We start from the raw sequence: 20481 nt of genomic DNA, 5'->3' as shown, positions 1-20481 counted from the left end.
AGAAATTATAAATTGCTATTGTGGCATGTTGGTTTTACTGGTATCCTTTTTCAGGATTCAGTAAAGGCACTTCACGGCTGTGCCCTTACCACAAGAGTAGGTTTTTAGTTTACTAAAGAAAACATCAATTCGCCTTCAGCAGCTATCTGACCGTCCACTTCAGCACGACCTTGCATTTTACCGAAACGACGCTGTTTTACCCACAACAGTTCCACGGTCATGATCAGCTGATCTCCGGGGACTACTTGGCGACGAAAGCGGACTTTATCGATACCAGCAAAGACAAACAGTCCACCTGCTTCGTAATCTGGGAGTTGGGTCAAGACTATGCCGCCTACTTGTGCCATTGCTTCCACAATTAGCACACCGGGCATCAGGGGTCTACCTGGGAAATGACCTTGAAATTGGGGTTCGTTGATGGTGACGTTTTTCACGCCTACTGCTGATTTGCCGGGAACATAGTCAATAATTTTGTCTACCAGTAAAAACGGATAGCGGTGAGGTAAGAGGTTTTGAATTTCTTCAGTAGTGAAGGTTTTTTTCACCTCTGGTGTGCTTTCGGCTTCAATGGTAGAAGCAGTGGCGATCGCATCGGTGGTATTGGCTTCGGTGAGGGTTGTCATTGGCTGTGTGCTTGTTTTTCAATCTGGAATCAAGTCAGCGAAGGAATTTTAGATTTTAGATTTTAGATTTTGGATTGATTGAGCAATCTAAAGTCCCAAATCCAAAATTCTCTGTGCCAGTTGAATATGTAAATTGTGGCTGGCCTTATACGCTAAGAAGTGAGCCGAGGGGATATTTCCCACTAAACTCAAATCTCCTACTAAATCCAAGATTTTATGACGTACTGGCTCATTTGCAAATCTTAATGGTGGATTTAACCAGCCATCAGGGCCACAGACAAGGGCATTTTCTAAGCTACCGCCCTTAATCAAGCCAGTCTTTTGCAAATGTTCGATTTGATGCAGCAAACCAAAAGTACGTGCGGGAGCGATTTCTGAAGCAAAGCTAGCAGAGGCTTTTTCCACATCGGCAGGCAGTGACCAACTGTGCCATTGGTTACCAATAGCAGACAGATCAAAGTCAATTCCGTAGGTAAAACGGGTTTCTGGTGCGGGGATAGCAGCAACAAAAGTATCGCCTTCGTAAATCCAAATTGGCTCTTTAATCACCGGGGATAATTCGCCATCATTCACTCTTTGCGATCGCCAGCCAACTTCAGCGATACTTTCAGCCCATACCCGCGCCGAACCGTCTAGAAGGGGTAATTCCGGGCCATCAATTTCAATCCGGGCATTATCCACACCCATACCCACCAGAGCTGCCAACAAATGCTCTACAGTACGAATGCTAGCCTCACCTTTACCCAACTGGGTAGAGAGAACAGTTTGACTAACTGCTGCAACTTGCGCGGGAATAATTGGCGAATTGAGTAAATCTACTCGCACAAAGTAGCGTCCGCTACCCACCTCAGCTGGTAGTATCCGCACCTGGGTACTCACACCGCTATGCAGCCCCACTCCGGTTTGAGTGATTGACGCAGCTATTGTGTGTTGTTGCATAAGCAAAAAGTCAATTTTTTGCGGTTGGTAATGTTCATGTTCAGATTTGTGAACCTGCGAACTGCACCTGAAAATATTCATCTTTCCTGGTTAGGGGGCAAGAGTCAAGAGTCAATGGTCAATGATCATTGGTCATTGGTTTTTCACAACTAACAACTGACAACTGACAACTTACCAACTTAAAACCTTTCCCCAATCCCAAAGTTAATTCGGCTATCACCATCGTCGTTTATACCATAGTCAATCCGTATTGGACCTAATGGTGATTGCACGCGCACGCCCAGACCATAGCCGTAGCCTGTACCATTTTTATTTAGCAATTCTGCTGATCTGGTACTAGTGCCTAAATCAGTACCAAAATCGAAAAATAATGCGCCACTAACTACGGAAAATACGGGGAAGCGATATTCAACAGAGGCTTGTACGTAACTGCGGGCGCTGGTTAATGTGCCTTCTTCATAACCACGTACGGAGTTACTTCCACCTAAGGTAAAGGCTTCATAGGGGGGTAGGTCACCGAAAATAGTACCTCCTTGCAAGTTAAAAGCCAGAGTTTGTGGCCCTTTACTGATGCTAATTAAGCTGACGGGAAGATATTGGCTGTAGCTACCCCGTAAGCGTGTCAGGAAGATATTACCTTGTCCTATGGGAATTGACTGATCTACCCCGAAACGGAGATAGGAACCACTAGTGGGTTGCAAGGGGTTATTGCGGCGATCGCGTTGTGCGCCTAATTGGAATAGCAGCAAATCGTCGTCACCTGAGCCTGATTCAGTTAGGGGAATTAGTTCTGTCGGCTGTCCATCCCGGTAGATTGTACCTTGGGTTCTGCTATTACCATCGGCATCTTTGGTGGAAACCCGTTGATATTGCAAGCCAGCAGAAGCCGTCCATTCCGGAATAGCGTAGGGATTCCCAGAAAGTGGACGGGTAAAGGTGATACCACCACCTAAGCGGACAACACGGGGGCGATCGCCTTCGGTGTCACCTGGTGCAAAGGTCTCAATATTGTTATCTTTGCCATCAAAAATTAAGGAAATTGAGCGGCGACGGAAAATATTCGCTGTGTAGGATGTCCGGCTTGGATCGCCTGCAATCCAAGGATCTGTGAAGCGCAGGTCAAACAGCAGTTCTCGTTCACCTACTTGTAATTCTGCTCCCAGCCTTTGGTTTCTGCCATTGAGGTTTTGCTGCTGGTAACTAATAGTACCAAATAGTCCACTGGCAGAACTTATCCCCGCACCAGCTGCGATCGAACCGCTATTGCGTTCCGCCACATTCACCACTACATCTACCTTGCTGGGGTCACTACCAGGGTCAAGGGAGACGTTGACATCTTCAAAGATTCCCAGCCCATATACCCGTTGTAAATCTTTTTGTACGGTGTTGCGGTTGAATACCTGTCCTGGCTTTAATTCCAATTCTCGTGTGACGATATATGGCTGTGTCCGACCCCGGATTGGTTCTCCTTTCTCGTCTACATCCTGTCCTTCTTTATTGCGGAACCGGACTTTAATGTCTTCTACTACCCCTTCTGCTATTTGCAAGTTGACAACTCCATTTTCCGAGACTTGGGGCGCTCCAATGACATTGGCTAGGACGTAACCTTGGTCTTGATACCGCTTGGTTAACTGCTTGATACCTTCCTGCAAGTCGCGTAAATTGAGGATTTTGCCATACTGTGCGCGAAATACTTCATCAGCAGTATTTTGCGGTAGTACAGATGTAACATTTGTACCTGGATTTGCTTGAATTTGTACCTTGGTGAGGACTGGGTTTGGCTGAACTACAAAACTTACCCGCACACCCAATGGTGTATCTTCTGGCACAGCTTGGACATTGGAGAAGAATCCTGTCCCAAAGATGGCATTAATATCTTCTTGGAGTTGGGAACGGGTGGTTGTCCTTCCAGGTTGGGTACGAATTACTGAGTAGACTTGATTTTCCAGTTCCGGTGCTAATTGCCCAGTTTGCGATCTCACCGATACTTCCCCTACTAACACCCTAGGTTCACTCGATTCTGGAGTTGATTCTTGGTTGTTGGGAAATACAGGTGTACCTAAAGGTGGGTTGTTATTTTGCGGGGATGGGGTGTTATTGGGAACCGCCGAAGGTGTTGGTTGTGGCGTATTTGGCGGTGGAATGTTAGGAACTGGTGCTGGTTGAGGAGTAGGCTGTGGAGTTGTTTGCTGTAGGGTGGGTTGCGGAATTTGGGCAACTCTTGAGGAATTGGGCGATACTGCGATCGCCCGAGATTGAAGTCCCTCTAGTGCCTTTACCCCTGCACTAGCAGATGTTTGCGGAATTTGGATAATTGTTGGTGTTGTAGTTTTAGCTGGCTGCTTGGGGAATGCAGCTGCGATCGTCCGAGGCTGGAGTCCCTTTAGTGCCCTCACCCCTGCACTAGGAGATGTTTGCGGAATTTGTGTAGTTTTTGGCTCTGTTGTGGTTGGGACTATGATTTCTGGTGTTGCAGTCCCCGCTGAAGAATGGGGAAATGCTGCGACGACAGTAGGAGAATTTATACCTTCCGCCGAAACCGTTGGGAATTGGGGGTAAGATTTGCTATTCTCACTAGAATGTTTTTGTTCTTGATTGATCTGATCTTCAGACAGCAGATTTGTCGTCGGTGTCAACAAATCTGCTGTCTGTTTAACATTGTCAGTGGTTTGTGCATTTGCACTGAGCGAAGTACCTAAAGGGGCTGCAATTGCTACTGCCGCCACCAATACGGGAGATAAACGCATTTTATTTTAATTCCTCTTCTCGTCCACACACCATCACAAGGCAATCATGCTCGCATGTAAAAGGTAAAAAACAAAAATAATATTTTTACCGTTTTGATTTAATTTTGGCTTTCTACTGCTTGTAAAACTCTTTGTAAAACCTCCTGGTAGGCATTTTCTATATTTCCTAAGTCTTTACGAAAGCGGTCTTTGTCCATAACCCGAAGGTTAGTGTCCTCTTGGGCTGCGTCCCACAAACGGCAAGTATCAGGGCTAATTTCATCTGCCAAGAGTACTTGATTTTGTGAGTCCAAGCCAAACTCTAGTTTGAAGTCTACTAGAGTAATGCCACAACGCTGCCAAAAGCTCCGGAGGAACTCATTGATTTGCAATGCTAGATGGGTAATTGTCTCAACTTGTTCCGGAGTAGCTAGTTCTAGCAGGTAGAGGCGATCGCTTGTTAATAACGGATCGCCTAATTGATCATTTTTGTAATAAAACTCTACTAAAGGCTGTTTGAGTATTGTGCCCAATGCTAGCCCTGTTTGCACACACAGACTACCCGCTGCAATATTTCGCACAACTACTTCTAAGGGCACAATCTTTACTGCCTTCACCCGCATTTGATGTGGGGCAGGGTTGTCAATAAAATGAGTTTTTATGCCTTGTGCTTCTAACTGCCCAAACAGCTTACTAGATATAATACAGTTAATGCTTCCCTTACCTTGGATACTACCGCGTTTTTGGGCATTAAAGGCAGTGGCATCGTCTTTAAAATCAGCCAACAAGACTTCAGGATCGTCCGTGGTATAGAGAATTTTTGCTTTGCCTTCGTATAACTTGGAATGAACAGACATGGTGAGCAGTAAATTTACAGGATATGGGCAGATCTTGGCGCTTAAAGCTAAACCATTTTATCTTTAGTTATTAGTAATTAGCCATTGCTGATCGTTGAGCAGTCAATCACAACTAGCAAATAGCACTCTGAATTTGTTGTGGGAACTAACTGACAAAGTAGATGCAGGTGGTTCTCAGCAATAGTAAACAAGGGAGATAAAGAGAGAACGAAGTTTGGGGAGCAGGGGGGACAAGGAGGACAAGGGGGACAAGGGGGACAAGGGGGACAAATAACTATTGCCTATTGCAAGAGACTTTGTTCACCAATGCCCCAGTCCCCATGCCCCATGCCCAATGACAACTGACTCTTGAGAGTCACAATCATTTTGAAAATTGCTATAATTTTTTGATAAACTGCATTTTTTGACGATCTAGTTAAATTTTCGTCCTCAAGGAAAAATATTAAAATTGGAATATATAGTATATATTAATACATTGGTAATAAGGCTTTGCTCATATCTAATAGCCTTCCTGATTTTGAGCAATCATGCACTCAGATGTAATGCTTTGGTAAAGAGCAAGAGTAATTTATCTGACGTTTGGTATCTTAATTAAAAATCTACTTAGTAAATATTACTATTGAAGGATACTTAGCTTTGACAATCTCTGTTTAAGATTAGAATTGACAAATTTTCCTAAAACGTATAAACAAAAGGAGTTTAATTTATTAATGACTCCCGACTGGACAAAACAGAGATGTAGAACGGCTAATGATTCAGCTTCAGATATAACTACAGGGGGGAGTTGAACAAGTGGAGAAAAAAACAGTGAATAAAGATGATTTTCTCTATCCTCGTGGTCGTTACTACGGTCATGTGAAGCCAGAAAATTTGGTTTTCAATGCAAATCTACAGGAATTTGCCCAGCGAATAAGTTACATTTGTAACTTAGAAACTGGGGGTAAATTACCACCTGAGGAAGCTTACAAACAAATCAAAGAGCTTTGGAAACAGTTAAAACGGACAAAAAAACAACTAAAAATTGGTGAAAGTCCTTTTGAGGATGACCAGGGTAACCAGGATGAACCGGAAGGCTAAAGTTGTTAAAAATCAAGAGTCAAGAGTCCATAGTCAAGAATTTTTTTGACCATTGACCATTGACCATTGACCAATTACTTAGCAACCATTGTCCAGACACCATCCCAAGACTCTGGGGGTGGTGTTTGCTGGTAATTGTGAGCGCGTTCTAGGTGGATATTAACGGCCTGGTCTTGCGGTCGAATGTTCTTAGCAGCTTCAAAACAGGCGATCGCACGTTGAAAGTTACGTGCTAAATAAGCCATTCTTCCTGACTGATAATAGAATAAAAAATCTTGGGTGGCATCATCAAGAGGAGTAGTGCGATCGCTAATTAACTCATAGATATTCACCGCTTGATACTTCCCTTTGACGCGAATTTTATCTAACTGACGCGTCCAAATGCGATCGCTGCACAAATTGTAAGTAAATTCACTTAATACTATATCACATCCATATTCTTTTGTTACACCTTCCAAGCGGGAACTTAAATTCACGCCATCGCCAATGACGGTGTAATCCATACGTTTGTGGGAACCAATGTTACCAGAAACCACTTCTCCGGAGCTAATCCCAATGCCAATATGGATTTGTGGCTGTGCTTGAATAATCCGCCGCTGATTAAATTCTGCTAACCGTTGGCGCATATCTAATGCTGCTTGTACGGCTCTCCAAGCATGATTTTCTGTCAGGGGTAAAGGCGCACCAAACACCGCCATTAAAGCATCGCCAATAAACTTATCTAAAGTGCCTTCATGGTTAAAAACTGCCTCTACCATTGTTTCAAAATACTGGTTGAGCAATGATACTACCTCAGCCGCACCGAGATTTTCTGTCAGGGTAGTATATCCACGGATATCAGAAAATAAAATTGTTACATCTTTCCGTTCTCCCACCATTAAAGCATCGTCCCCCAAAGCCATAACTTGTTCAGCAACATGGGGTGTAAGGTAGCGGTACATGGTAGTTTTTAGGCGTTTTTCCTGGCTGATGTCTTCTAGAACCACCAAACCACCCCGCACTCCACCTTCAGGATTAGTTAAAGGATTCACAGTTAGATTGGTGCTGCGTTCAACTTTTTGTACCTCACTCGCACTCAAAAACTTAGATTGGGGAGTCAGGGGTAGATTCCAGGGAATAAAAACATCTGGATTTTGGCGATCGCACAATGCCAAAATTAAGGAACCAGGAGTGTAAAGAGGTTCTCCTGAGGGAGAAGTGTTATTTTGGTTCTGAAGTTGCTGATTGCTTGGTGTCGCCCCATCACTCTTTACTTGGCTCTCAGCAATAGGGACATGGTACAATCCCACCGTCAAATTTTGTTCTGGAACATAATGTTTGGCTCCAGTTTTTAAACTATCTTCCAGCCGCATTTGTAAATTTTCAATGGGGACAACTTCCCAAACAAAGCGACCAAGTAAATTTTTTTCCCACAAATGTTTATGATTTTTGTGAGGATTATCTCTGATTGGACAACCTAGTAATTCTAAAGCCGCATCATTAATTGTGACAATCCGACCTACCATATCTGTAGAAATTACCGCATCAGATAAACTTTGTAAAATATCTTTCTGATATTGTTTTTCTAACAGCACATTTTCAAAAAGTCGAGCATTTTCCAAAGCAATTCCAGCTTGGATATTAAAAGCTCGCATAAATTCTTCATCAGATGCAGTAAAACTACCTTGTTGCTTATTAATTAATTGAGTTACGCCGATTAATTCATTGGCGGAATTAAATACTGGTAAACATAAAATATTGCGAGTTAGATATCCCGTTTTTCTATCTGTAGATGGATCAAAGCGGGGATCTCGATAAGCATCTGGAATATTCACAGCTTGCCCAGTAGCAGCCACATAGCCAACAATTCCCCGGTTGCAAGGCATCCGGATTTCGATGGCGTTTGTGCCATCTGCCGCCGCCGCTACCTTTGTCCAGAGTTCCCCCATTTCTTTACGATATAAAAATAAGGTGCTGCGGTCTGCTTGCATTAAAATCCGAGCTTGCTCCATCACTATTTGCAAAGTTGCTTCTAAATCTAAACTTTGCCCTAGGGTTTGAGTTGCTCGTAAAAGTGCTGTGGCTCCTCGTTGATTGCGAGCTGCTACATAGAAAGTTTGGCAACTTTCCAAAATAATCCCAATCGAAGCTGCAAAATCTCGAAATCTTTCCTCATCATCATGATCAAAGGGAATATTTCCAGCTTTATTAGCCAGTTGAACCACTGCAACAGTTTGGTTTTTACTACTCAAAACTGGCATACATAAAAGATTGTGAATTTTGTAGCCCATTTGTTTTTCTAATTCTGGGCTAAATAGAGGATGAGTAGCAGTTTCAGCTATATTTAAATATTTGCCAGTGCTGGCAACTTGACCGGGAATACCAACTGAAATAGGAGTGCGAATTTCTAAAAATTTTTGACTATTATCTTGGGGAACTTTTGACCACAACTGGCCTTTATCATAATCTACTAAAAAAATGGCAGTGTGTTCTGCTTGGAGGATTTGACCAATTTTCAGTGTGATGGCTTCTAGCACTTTCTCCAGCATAGTTTCTAGAGCTTCATTATTGATTAGCTCAATCGCTCTGAGAAATTGCTGAAACTCAGCAGTAATAAAATCTAGTAAACAAACAAATTCGTTAACAGAAAGATCTTTAACACGACGCAGCAAGGCGTGGGTACGATTAACCTGAGTGAGTTCAGTTAATGTAGCCAAGACGCTACCAGGATTAGGGAGTGTCATGGGGATTAGGGATTAGGGACTAGGGACTAGGGGGGGAGGGGGAGACAAGGGAAGGGGGACAAGGGGGACAAGGAGGACAAGGACGACAAATGACAAATGCCCCATACCCCATGCCCTTTTTTATACTTCCTGCTGTACGCAGTTTATGATGGCTACTTAGAGTACTTTTGTCAACTTTTGCGAAAAAATTATTTTTTGATAATAATCTTGTAGCTGACGTGTAGCATTTGCCCATCCCCACCTTTCGGCTTCTCTACGGGCATTTTGACGGATCAAGTCACATTCTTGTTTCTCCTGTAACAAGCGAACAGTAGCGGTAATTGCACCTTGAATATCTGCTGTTGGCTCAAAAAGATAGCCATTGACCCCGTCTGTAACAATATCAGGAATTCCACCTGAACGAGCTGCGACTACAGGACAACCTGCGGCCATTGCTTCTAGTAGGACTAATCCTAGTGTCTCTGTCCGGGAAGGAAAAATAAAGGCATCAGCACTCGCAAAAGCCGAACCTAATTCCCGTCCCATGAGATAACCGACAAAGTTGGTATTAGTCCCAGCAAAATGTTTTTCCAGTGCTTGGCGGTGGGGGCCATCTCCTACCAATGCTAACCGCGCTTGGGGAATTGCCTCTAAAATTGGTTTGATCCGCTCAATTTCTTTCTCGGCAGATAGACGACCAACGTAGAGTAATAGAGGATTTTGGGGATGATTTTGTGATAGACGCGATCGCATCTCGATACTAGCTAAATCAGGATGGAATAATTCTGTATCCACGCCTCTTTGCCACAAATCTACCCGTTCAATCCCATGTGCTGTTAATTCCTCCATCATCGCCGTGGAAGTACAAAGATTTAACTCAGCTTGATTGTGTGCGCCTTTGAGTAATTCCCAAAGTAAGCCTTCCAACATTCCTAAACCGTAATGCTGAAGATATTGAGGTAAATGGGTATGGTAAGACGCTACTAAAGGAATTTTCAGGACTTTACTATAAAATATCCCAGATAATCCCAAAACTGCTGGATTGACGACATGAATAATATCTGGTTTAAAGTCTTCTAAAGCGTAACCAATTGCTGGTCGGGGTAGCGCCATTTTTAACTCTGGATATAATGGCAGGGGAAAGCCACTAACGCCGTAAACTTTAGCTCCTTTATGTTCGGTGATCCCGCCTTCTGGGGCAATCACTAAGACTTGATTTCCATGACGCTGTAGATGGTCAACGGTGTGACGCAAGCGCGTTACAATACCGTCCACCTTGGGCAAAAAGGTTTCGGTGAATAGGGCTATTTTCATAAAAAACTATTCAATCCAGGCAGATAATCCCAGCTTGTTTTGCGTTTGTTGATCAATCACAGGGTAAACCGTCTCGCGTGGTGTAATCAATTCTGCACAGTCAGAATTAATGTTTTGCCGCTGTTGTTGAACAAAATCGGAAATGTCTTCAATCTGCAAAATCCAATCTTTGGCATAATTAGCCAGCACTTTTCCCCGTAACCCTAACTGAATAGCCCGTCGTTGCAATTTGGCCCCTGATGGATCATGATCCGGGTCCCATTGCAACCGCACCTGTGACTCTTTTAGCTCTAAGTGCCAAGCATTTTTACTGAGATAGACTTCGGGATTAAATGTGGAATGTACTGCTTGTGCCAACATTTCTTCAAAAGCCCAACGTTGAATCCAAATAGCTAATATTACTTCTTGCCCAGTTTTTATACCCCATCCGGAACGATACATCATCCACAAAAAATTCGGCTTGATCCAACTCATCCGATCAAGACTAAATTCGCCGCCAAAATACCCGTGGGTGGCAGCGAAGTGACCAATAGCTGGACGATATGCTTGATACACAACAATTGACTGGTCGTCATATTGGGCTAGGATATGACGACCAGTTTCAGGCCAGCGACTTACTTGACTTAAATAGGGTTCTGTTATCAACCGCACACAGAATTTACCTTACTTTCTATGCCAAGAGACTTTAGGCAGGATTTGCTTGTTGTCAACTCGTTTTTGATACTTGATAGCAAAATTTAGCAGAGAATCAAGCAGAGAATCAGAGAGATAGTGAGGTTCTAAACCTAAATCGAGTAGTTTTGTATTTTTAGCGTTGAAATAATGTTCTTCTTTCTCGACTCTGGGGTTATCCAGGTGATCGACTTCCACATTCAATCCCATTGCGTTCCCGGCTTTTTTCACCATAATTGCCAAATCACCAACACTGAATTGTTCGGTAAATTGGTTAAAGACACGGAATTCACCAGGTTGGGCTGGATTAGCGATCGCTATTTCAATACACCGCACTGTATCCCGAATATCTAAAAAGCCCCGCGTTTGTCCGCCTTTACCGTAAACAGTCAAGGGATGGCCAATAGCGGCTTGAATACAAAAGCGGTTAAGTGCTGTACCAAATACCCCATCGTAATCGAGGCGATTGATCAACAATTCGTCCATTCCCGTTTCTTCGGTTAAAACCCCATAAACTACACCTTGATTTAAGTCTGTAGCCCGCAATCCCCAAATCCGACAAGCAAAATGGATGTTATGACTGTCGTGGACTTTGCTGAGGTGATACATTGAACCTGGTTGTTTAGGATAAGGCAATGTATCCTTGCGCCCGTTGTGTTCAATGGTGATATAGCCTTCTTCGATGTCGATATTGGGTGTACCGTATTCACCCATTGTCCCCAGCTTGACTAAATGACAATCGGGGAAATCTTCTCGCATCGCATACAGCAAATTCAGAGTCCCGACTACATTGTTTGTCTGAGTCAGAACTGCGTGTTCACGGTCAATCATCGAAAATGGCGCCGATCGCTGTTCCCCAAAATGCACGATCGCACCAGGTTGGAATTGGTGCAGTGCTTTATGGAGGAACTCGTAATTAGTGATATCGCCAACAAAAAGGTCTATGGATTTACCGGTTAAGTCGTACCAGCGCTGAATACGTTGCTGAATTGGCGCGATCGGAGTGAGAGTTTCGACACCTAACTCGTTATCCCAGTGCCGCCGCACTAAACTATCTAATATCCCAACCTCATAACCTTGATTTGAAAGGTAAAGAGCAGTTGCCCATCCACAATAGCCATCGCCACCAATAACCAGGACTTTCATTTTTACCTGTTTCACTCGCTGTAAGCTAAATCTATCAGGTTTGTGTCACCTCTCAACCACCCAAAGGGAGAAAATCGAGATTGGGGGGGACATATCAAGTCAAAAGTCAAAAGTCAAAAGTCAAAAGTGCGAAGAGGGGGACAAGAAGGACAAGAGACCTCTTGCAAAAGTCCTTTTAGCAAGAGGGGGGAAAAGGGTAAAGGTTAAAGGGAAAGGGGATAATACAAAACCTTTTCCCCTTCCCCCCGCCCCTTATCCCCAAAGGGGGCCCCACCTTCCCTTTTTCCCGACTTATGCAAGAAGTCTAAGGGAGATAAATAAGAAATGAATGCCCAATGCCCAATGCCCCATGCCCCATTCATTGCGGAACTTTATATTGCTGGGCTATGTAGTAGAAGAAACGGTAGTAATCAGTAAAATCTTGGCTTTGGCTACGCCCTTGCCAGTAGTATTTAACTTGACCCTGAGTGATGGTGAGGGTCATGGAACTTACTTGTTGACCCACTTCTACAACCATTACCCCAGGTATTCCTTGGGCAGTCTTAAAATTAGGATTCACAGTAATTTTAGCATCAGGGCTGGCTGATTCTGGTAGCCGATTCCCAGCCCAAGCCCGAATTACTACTGAGCTTTTTTGCGGTGAAACAAAGGCAATGCCGTCGTCATTGTCTGGAGGTGGCAAAGCATTCCAGTTACTTGGATAGGGAAACTCAAAGCCGTAGCGGTTATTAATATAAGTCTTCCAAGCTACATTAGAGGCGTTGAATCCAGGTGCTGTACACCCCCACAGCATGATTACGAAAGCGATCGCTCTGCTAAATCTGTGAGCATTGAGATAAATTTTTCGCCCCAAACTACAGGCTTTAACCGTAGCAGTAGACATTATTGCACCCAGTTACCAATTCTCGAAAGTTGGTTTTAGTTTATACTCAAAATTGATTTTTAGCACGTTGAATTTTTATTTTTGTTTCAGAGGAATAGTAATCACAAATTCAGTACCTTCTCCTGGTGATGAAATGCATTCCAAAAAACCACCATGTTGTTTGGTGATAATTTGGTAGCTAATGGCAAGTCCCATACCTGTACCTTTGCCAACTGCCTTGGTAGTGAAAAAAGGATCAAATATACGCTGTTTAATATTTTCTGCGATTCCTGGGCCGTTATCAGCAATCCGAATTTTTACTAGATTTGATTCTATTAGTTGGGTGTAAATGTTAATCTGCGGTTTTTCTCTGTGCAATAATTTTTCTCTTGAGCATTGTTTAATCATCAGTGAATCTTCTAAGGCATCAATCGCATTTGCCAAAATATTGATCAATACTTGGTTTAGCTGTCCAGAGTAACATTCGACTAGGGGTAAGTTGCCATATTCTTTGATCACTTCAATTTCGGGAAGTTTATTTTTACCCTTGATCCGGCTATGTAAAATCATCAGGGCGCTATCGATTCCCTCATGGATATTAACCGCTTTCATTTCAGCTTCGTCCAAACGTGAGAAATTTCGCAGTGAAAGCACTATTTCCCGAATGCGAATTGCCCCAAATTGCATAGATTTCACTATTTTTGGCAAATCTGACCGCAAGAAATCTAGTTCTATCATTTCTGTAAAATCCTCAATTTCTGGCACTGGTTGGGGATAGTGTTTTTGGTAGAGTTCTAATAGTTGGAGCAAATCTTGGGTATATGTATTGGCGTAGTTGAGATTGCCATAAATAAAATTCACAGGGTTGTTAATTTCATGGGCTACGCCAGCGACTAATTGTCCCAAACTTGACATTTTTTCACTTTGAATTAGCTGAGTTTGGGTGTGTTGAAGTTCCTGTAATGTGGCTTGAAGTTTGTGTGTTTGTTGGCGTAATTGTGCTTCCGAGTTCAGCAGGGCGGCTTCGGCTTGTTTCCGGGCGGTAATATCACGAAAATACCAAATTCTGCCGTAAAATTCACCTGCGGGTGATCGCACTGGTGCTGAATAACGGTCAAAAGTCTGTCCAGATTTGAGTAAAATTTCATCACGGCTTTCTTCTTGGGGATGTTGATACAAATACTCAACTTTAGCCAAAAATTCTTGAGGATTCTCTAGTTGATCTAATACCCATCCCAAGAGTTGGCGATCATCATTAGTTGCCAGTATTGTTGCCGGAATTTGCCATAATTCAGCAAAATTTCGATTATAAGATGCTACTAATCGATTTTCATCAATAATCAGAATTCCATCGATAGAAGCTTCTTGTTGCGCTTGCAATATAGCATTACCACGTAACAGGGCTGTTTCTGCTTGTTTGAGTTGAGTAATATTAGTCGCTGTACCAGTTGTTCCCAAAATATTCCCAGTTTCATCTTGTAATAAGCAGGCATTACATAACAAATGCAAGCTCTTACCATCTTTGGATAGAACAACAGCTTCATAATGATAGACTGACTCGGCTGTTAGTTTTTGTGGCAAAATATTTAAGCTTTTTTGCAGTTTTTCTGAAGGCTCAAACTCGCTACAGTGACGACCAATCATTTCTTCGGGTTCATAGCCATAGATATTTTTCACTGCTTGATTTACAAAGATAAAATATCCTTGGGTATCTAATGACCAAATCATATCTTGGCAGGTTTCAACTAATTGACGATACTTGCTTTCACTCTCCTGCAAAGCTTCTTCAGCTTGTAAGCGCTTGATACCTAAAGCAATCTCATTAGCAGCTAATCTCAACGCATCTAAGGTTAATTCTGTGAGGGGATGACGGGCAAACATTGCAATCACACCAACCAGATTTCCATCTAAAATTAAAGGATATCCAGCGAAAGCAACCATACCTTCACGCTTAGCCCACTCTTTATCCCCCACACGCGGATCTTCTAAGACTGAATTAGTTAAGTGAGGTTGACGTTCTTGGGCGATTAATCCAATTTTGAACATCCCTACAGGAACGCGCCTGTGAGGCCCGTCAATGTGGGTATACATTCCCGAACTAGCTTGTAGTTCCAATACATTTTCCTGGGAATTTAATGTCCAGATGCGAGCAAAGGCAGCATTTAAGTGCTTGACTATAGCATCTGTACAATGTTTAAGACTAGCTTTTAATGTAGAACTTTGAGTAATAGCAGTATTAATTTCTACGTGCAATGCTGCTAAAGCTACTTTTTCTGCAAGTGCTAATTCTGCTTGTTTGCGAGCAGTAATATCTTGACAAGTTACCAAAATTCCCAAAAAATTTTTTTGATTATCTTTTAAAGGAATTTTATGAGTTTCTAACCACAGTTGTTTACCATCTGCTTGGATATATCGGTTGATAATACCATACTCTGGTTTTTGAGATTGTATGACTTGTAAATCTGACTCCCAAAACCAGTCAGGCTGGTTTTGATTTTTAATTAAATCATAATCAGTTTTACCAATAATCTTATTTGGCTCATCTAGTCCTATGATTTCAGCAAATTTTTGATTGCTTCCCGAATACACAGAATTAAAGTCTTTCCAATAAGTTGCTAGAGGTATATTATTGATTACCTGTTCCAGTACTTGTTGTGAAGTTTTGAGTTTCGCCTCCTGCAACTTTTCTTGTGTAATATCACGAATAATACCAATTAAAAACTGGTTACCTAAACCATCTGCAAAACAAGATTTTTTAATTAATAGCCAGGATTTGACACCATCTAGATTAGTCCAAGATTCTTCTGTTTGATGAGCAATGCCGGTATTAAATACAAATTCATCTTGCTCGCGCAGTTTATCTGCTTGATTTTTAGAAAAAATATCATATTCTGATTTCCCAATTAATTCTGTTTGCTCAAAGCCGATAAAACGACAATAAGCCGCATTCAGAAATACCCAATTATGTTGGCGGTCTTTGACAAAAACTGGGTCAGGTATACTATGGAGTATCTGAAGCAGAAACTCTGGATAATATTGTATATATTGCATATTGTAAATTTATTAAAAAATGTTTAATAATGTTAATTTATTATTCACATTGTCATCTCAAGCAAAACTATTGTTTAACAATACATAGAAATTCTATTTTATTTGATTAGCTATTTCTTGCTTTTAGTATTTTTTATTGATGATTTTTTGAATAAAATTACAGATGATATAGCTCCTGGCTTCGTGCTGTCTAAGTAGTTTTTTATACAAGATTGTATTTATTATAAATAGTAATTCTAAGGAAAATATGAAGAATTGCCTAGGAGAAAAATTTATTTCTCTAGTTGGAGGTATTGATTAAATTGATTAACTTCTAAATTGTTACTAGTGGCACGAGTTTTGTTAATTTTGAAAGTAAAGTTCATATGCACACAATTAATAAAAAGTCAATAAAAAAAGCCTGGAGTCAGGCGATCGCACAACCTGGGGTAGAATTTCCCCGTAGCGAATTACCGATTCTGTTTGGCAAGATACCTGAAGGTTTACGCGGCACACTGTACCGCAATGGCCCTGCAAGGCTAGAACGAGGTAACACCCATGTAGGACACTGGTTTGATGGCGATGGGGCGATTCTAGCTGTGAATTTTACCGATGCAGGGGCTAGCGGAGTTTACCGCTATGTGCAAACGCCTGGTTATCAAGAAGAAGCAAAAGCAGGTAAACTGCTTTACGGTAACTATGGCATGACTGCACCAGGGCCAATTTGGAATCAATGGCGTAAACCAATTAAAAATGTCGCCAATACCTCAGTGTTGGCATTACCTGATAAACTTTTAGCATTGTGGGAAGGCGATCGCCCTTATGCCCTTGACCTTGAAAATATTGAAACTCTAGGCTTAGATGATTTAGGTGGTTTGGATCGGGGTTTAGCCTATTCTGCCCATCCCAAAGTTGATTACCAAACGAGAGAGATTTTTAACTTTGGTTTGAGTCCAGGACTAAACGCCACACTCAACATTTATAAAAGCGATTTTACTGGCAAAATTCGCCAAAAAGCCCAGGTTTCCCTAGAGGGTGTACCCTTAATTCATGATTTTGTCTTGGCGGGACAGTACCTGGTATTTTTTGCGCCAGCAGTGCGCTTAAATATTTTACCTGTGCTGTTTGGGGCTAGCACATACGGTGATTCGCTAAAATGGCATCCTGAAGTAGGAACACAGATTTTAGTATTTGATCGGGAAAACTTATCTTTGGTAAGTCGGGGACAAACCGAACCTTGGTTTCAATGGCATTTTGCCAACGGTTATGTTGATGCTAGCGGTACAGTAATTGTTGATATCGCCCGTTATCAAGATTTCCAGACAAACCAATATCTGAGGGAAGTGGCCACAGGAGAAACTCATACTGCGGCTAAAAGCACCCTCACACGAGTTCATCTGCGTCCCGACACAGGTAAAGTTACAGCAATTCAAGAACTAGTAGACAGACATTGTGAATTTCCGGGTGTACCTCAGCAAAATGTGGGAAAAGCTTCACGTTACACCTATATGTCCACATTCCGCCCAGAATCAGATATATCCCAAGAAATATTAAATGCGATCGCGCGTTTCGATCACCAAACAGAAACCTTTACGTCCGCAGATTTAGGCGCAAACCGCTATTGTTCCGAACCTATCCACATTCAAGATGGGCAAAATCAAGCACAAAGCTGGCTAGTAACCGTTGTTTATGATGGTAATTCTGATAGTAGCGAAGTTTGGGTATTTGATAGCGATCGCTTAGATGACACACCCGTTTGTAAACTCGGATTACCTAGCGTCATTCCCCCAGGTTTTCACGGTACATGGAAACCTGATTAATTCTCCTAAATTCGTAGTCAGGACTTCAGTCTTTATAATCATCAACTAACTTTTGGGATGCTTGATTTAACTGCTCAAGCATCCTTTGCTGTTCAGTATATTCTAAAGCACTGAAAATACTTGCGTACTCTTCTTGGAAACTTTCTAATACATCGCTAATTAATAATTCCACCAATTGCTGACGCTGATTTCGATTATTCTCAGAAAACCTCCCGACTTTAGAAATAACATTGTTCAAGCGATTAGGTGTTACCAAAGTCAGCATTTCCTGGGTTAACTCTTCTTCTAGAGTTAACTCTTGAGTGATTATTGGTTGTGGTTTCACAGCCCATTTTTGTGCTTGGTGAAATCGGCTATTCTCAGCAAAATCCGGAATTTTCTGCTTAATAATGGGACGGATTTTCTCTTTACCCTTCTCTATATAAATAGAATGCAGCGGTTTAATTACAACTCCTTCAGCCTTATTCATGAAAGGCAACTTCGGCAAACCTAAAATTGCCCCAATTGTAGATTCAAACTCAATATTATATGCCAAAGCATCATTATATTTGCCGATGAATAACGGCGCTGCTGCCATGATGCCCACTTGCAGTAATAGTTTGAGCGCTATTTCATAATCCAAATAATATCTTTGTGCTGCATTATCACTTTTCAGCACAACAATATCAAAAGCACAATATTCTATTTTTGGTGAATAATAAACACCAGTTTGCACAGCCTGAACATAACTAACAGCAGGTACATCAGGATGGGGATATTCTCCGCCAAACAATTCTCCGTAAATATATATTTTTTGCAAATTAGTTTCCGATTGCAAAATTCGGAAAATCTCTGTTACTTGGTGCGCTAATTTAGTTTTTAAAGATTGATAATCAAAAAAATCTTCTCCTGGCTGTAAAAATTCCTTTCTTTTGGCAAAGCGGACATCTACACCATCGGTAGTTACGCCAAAATTAGCGCCATGAATTTTTTCTGTTACCACCCAATCTGTTTTATTAAACAAGCGATAATCAGACTCTGTTAAACCCCATTTATTAAAATTTTCCGGGATTTTTTCATAGCTAATATACGTCCAGTCTGTGACGTTGCTATCTATTGTGTCCATAAACAGTCAGAAATACAGTGATCGTATTTTTGTAGTATATAAGTAACATAAAAGTAATCATGGCTGCAACCCTGATTTTGAGGAATACAGTAGGAAACTGAGTAAAATTACTCTATACACTGAAAGACTTGAGGTAACGTGCGCCTGGTTTTTAACCAGGAGTTCTTATCCTTCCGTATTGTTTTTGATAGATTAGAAAGAAAGCTTATATAACAACTTACGCTGATTAAGCATAATCCCCAATGACCACTTCTAAACGCCGCTATCACATCACTACTTTTGGTTGCCAAATGAATAAAGCCGACTCAGAGCGCATGGCTGGCATATTAGAAGACATGGGCTTAGAGTTTGCTGAAGATCCCAATCATGCAGATGTGATTCTCTACAATACCTGTACGATTCGGGATAATGCCGAGCAAAAAGTATATTCTTACCTGGGTAGACAAGCGAAGCGCAAACACGAGCAGCCTGATTTAACATTAATTGTTGCTGGATGCGTTGCCCAACAGGAAGGGGAAAGTTTATTACGCCGTGTCCCCGAATTAGATTTGGTGATGGGGCCACAACACGCCAACCGTCTGAAAGATTTGCTGGAATCGGTATTTGCAGGTAATCAAGTTGTGGCTACCGAGCCAGTTCACATTATGGAAGATATCACCCAGCCGCGACGGGATAGCAAAGTGACGGCTTGGGTGAATGTAATTTATGGCTGTAACGAACGCTGTACCTATTGCGTAGTTCCTAATGTGCGTGGTGTAGAACAATCCCGCACACCAGAAGCTATACGCGCCGAAATGCTAGAATTAGGCAAGCAAGGTTACAAGGAAATTACCCTACTCGGTCAAAATATTGACGCTTATGGACGGGATTTACCAGGGGTGACACCAGAAGGGCGACACCTGCACACCTTCACAGATTTACTGTATTACGTTCATGATGTGCCAGGGGTGGAAAGACTACGTTTTGCTACTAGTCATCCCCGTTATTTTACTGAGCGATTAATTAAAGCCTGTGCAGAATTACCCAAGATTTGCAAACACTTCCATATTCCCTTTCAGTCTGGGGATAACGAACTGTTGAAAGCAATGGCAAGGGGTTATACCCATGAGAAATACCGCCGGATAATTGATACAATTCGCCGTTATATGCCAGATGCGTCGATTAGTGCCGATGCAATCGTCGGTTTTCCAGGAGAGACAGAAGCACAGTTTGAGAATACCTTGAAATTGGTAGAAGATATTGGCTTTGACCTGTTGAATACAGCTGCCTATTCTCCGCGTCCAGGAACACCCGCCGCTTTATGGGAAAATCAGCTAAGCGAAGAAGTAAAAAGCGATCGCCTACAAAGATTAAATCATCTAGTGGGCATCAAAGCAGCCGAGCGATCGCAACGTTATTTTGGACGCATTGAGGAAGTTTTAGTAGAAGAGCAAAATTCCAAAGATCCCACCCAGGTAATGGGGCGCATAGGCGGTAATCGTCTGACTTTCTTCACTGGCGATATCAAGGAACTTAAAGGGCAATTGGTGAAAGTTAAAATTACCGAAGTCCGCGCTTTTAGCTTGACTGGGGAACCAATAGAGGTGCGCCAAGCTATGACGGTTTAAT

At 42.1% G+C, this 20481-nt stretch carries 14 protein-coding genes; 3 read left to right on the top strand and 11 right to left on the bottom strand.

Annotated elements, in window-relative coordinates; translation table 11 throughout:
- Positions 1 to 104 precede the first annotated feature (104 nt).
- From fabZ to purC, 4 genes are all read right to left on the bottom strand, one after another.
- A complete protein-coding gene (gene fabZ / locus AACU32_RS25455; protein ID WP_096603971.1) occupies positions 105 to 623 on the bottom strand; it encodes a 3-hydroxyacyl-ACP dehydratase FabZ in 519 nt (172 codons plus the stop codon).
- Positions 624 to 710: 87 nt separating this feature from the next.
- The gene (gene lpxC / locus AACU32_RS25450; protein ID WP_096608169.1) at positions 711 to 1562 is read right to left on the bottom strand and encodes a UDP-3-O-acyl-N-acetylglucosamine deacetylase; all 852 of its coding nucleotides are present in this window, start codon (positions 1560 to 1562) and stop codon (positions 711 to 713) included.
- A 179-nt stretch (positions 1563 to 1741) separates the two neighbouring features.
- The gene (locus AACU32_RS25445; RefSeq protein WP_096603970.1) at positions 1742 to 4309 is read right to left on the bottom strand and encodes a BamA/TamA family outer membrane protein; all 2568 of its coding nucleotides are present in this window, start codon (positions 4307 to 4309) and stop codon (positions 1742 to 1744) included.
- Positions 4310 to 4407: 98 nt separating this feature from the next.
- On the bottom strand, positions 4408 to 5145 hold the full coding sequence (gene purC, locus AACU32_RS25440; protein ID WP_096603969.1) for a phosphoribosylaminoimidazolesuccinocarboxamide synthase: 738 nt from the start codon (positions 5143 to 5145) through the stop codon (positions 4408 to 4410).
- Between the two features lie 792 nt (positions 5146 to 5937).
- On the opposite strand from purC, the gene AACU32_RS25435 reads away from it, so the two are divergent.
- Positions 5938 to 6222 (top strand): DUF7219 family protein, encoded by a 285-nt coding sequence (locus AACU32_RS25435; RefSeq protein WP_339378269.1) that lies wholly within the window; start codon positions 5938 to 5940, stop codon positions 6220 to 6222.
- Between the two features lie 74 nt (positions 6223 to 6296).
- Here the strand turns inward: AACU32_RS25435 and AACU32_RS25430 are convergent, their stop codons facing one another.
- From AACU32_RS25430 to AACU32_RS25405, 6 genes are all read right to left on the bottom strand, one after another.
- Positions 6297 to 8945 carry a GAF domain-containing protein gene (locus tag AACU32_RS25430; RefSeq protein WP_096603967.1) on the bottom strand — a complete coding sequence of 883 codons (2649 nt, stop codon included), beginning with the start codon at positions 8943 to 8945 and terminating at the stop codon, positions 6297 to 6299.
- A 156-nt stretch (positions 8946 to 9101) separates the two neighbouring features.
- Positions 9102 to 10238 carry a glycosyltransferase family 4 protein gene (locus AACU32_RS25425; protein WP_096603966.1) on the bottom strand — a complete coding sequence of 379 codons (1137 nt, stop codon included), beginning with the start codon at positions 10236 to 10238 and terminating at the stop codon, positions 9102 to 9104.
- A gap of 6 nt (positions 10239 to 10244) precedes the next feature.
- The gene (locus tag AACU32_RS25420; protein ID WP_096603965.1) at positions 10245 to 10889 is read right to left on the bottom strand and encodes a DUF4291 domain-containing protein; all 645 of its coding nucleotides are present in this window, start codon (positions 10887 to 10889) and stop codon (positions 10245 to 10247) included.
- A gap of 12 nt (positions 10890 to 10901) precedes the next feature.
- Positions 10902 to 12056 carry an NAD-dependent epimerase/dehydratase family protein gene (locus AACU32_RS25415; protein ID WP_096603964.1) on the bottom strand — a complete coding sequence of 385 codons (1155 nt, stop codon included), beginning with the start codon at positions 12054 to 12056 and terminating at the stop codon, positions 10902 to 10904.
- 358 nt (positions 12057 to 12414) lie between these two features.
- Entirely contained in the window at positions 12415 to 12939 is a 525-nt protein-coding gene (locus tag AACU32_RS25410) for a hypothetical protein (protein ID WP_096603962.1), read from the bottom strand.
- 75 nt (positions 12940 to 13014) lie between these two features.
- Entirely contained in the window at positions 13015 to 15969 is a 2955-nt protein-coding gene (locus AACU32_RS25405) for a PAS domain S-box protein (RefSeq protein WP_096603961.1), read from the bottom strand.
- 365 nt (positions 15970 to 16334) lie between these two features.
- Between AACU32_RS25405 and AACU32_RS25400 the strand changes: the two genes are divergently transcribed.
- Positions 16335 to 17768, top strand: a complete 1434-nt coding sequence (locus tag AACU32_RS25400) for a carotenoid oxygenase family protein (protein ID WP_096603960.1) — start codon at positions 16335 to 16337, stop codon at positions 17766 to 17768.
- Positions 17769 to 17793: 25 nt separating this feature from the next.
- On the opposite strand, the gene AACU32_RS25395 is transcribed toward AACU32_RS25400, so the two are convergent.
- Positions 17794 to 18873: an RNA ligase family protein gene (locus AACU32_RS25395; RefSeq protein ID WP_096603959.1), complete on the bottom strand. Its 1080-nt coding sequence runs from the start codon at positions 18871 to 18873 to the stop codon at positions 17794 to 17796.
- Between the two features lie 242 nt (positions 18874 to 19115).
- Here AACU32_RS25395 and miaB point away from each other — a divergent pair, with 242 nt between their 5' ends.
- Positions 19116 to 20480 carry a tRNA (N6-isopentenyl adenosine(37)-C2)-methylthiotransferase MiaB gene (gene miaB, locus AACU32_RS25390; protein ID WP_096603958.1) on the top strand — a complete coding sequence of 455 codons (1365 nt, stop codon included), beginning with the start codon at positions 19116 to 19118 and terminating at the stop codon, positions 20478 to 20480.
- The last annotated feature ends 1 nt before the right edge of the window (position 20481 follow it).

Origin of the sequence: Calothrix sp. NIES-2100 (assembly GCF_963875285.1) — a bacterium.
Classification (GTDB): domain Bacteria; phylum Cyanobacteriota; class Cyanobacteriia; order Cyanobacteriales; family Nostocaceae; genus Aulosira.
This window is presented reverse-complemented; position numbering and strand designations above follow the sequence as displayed.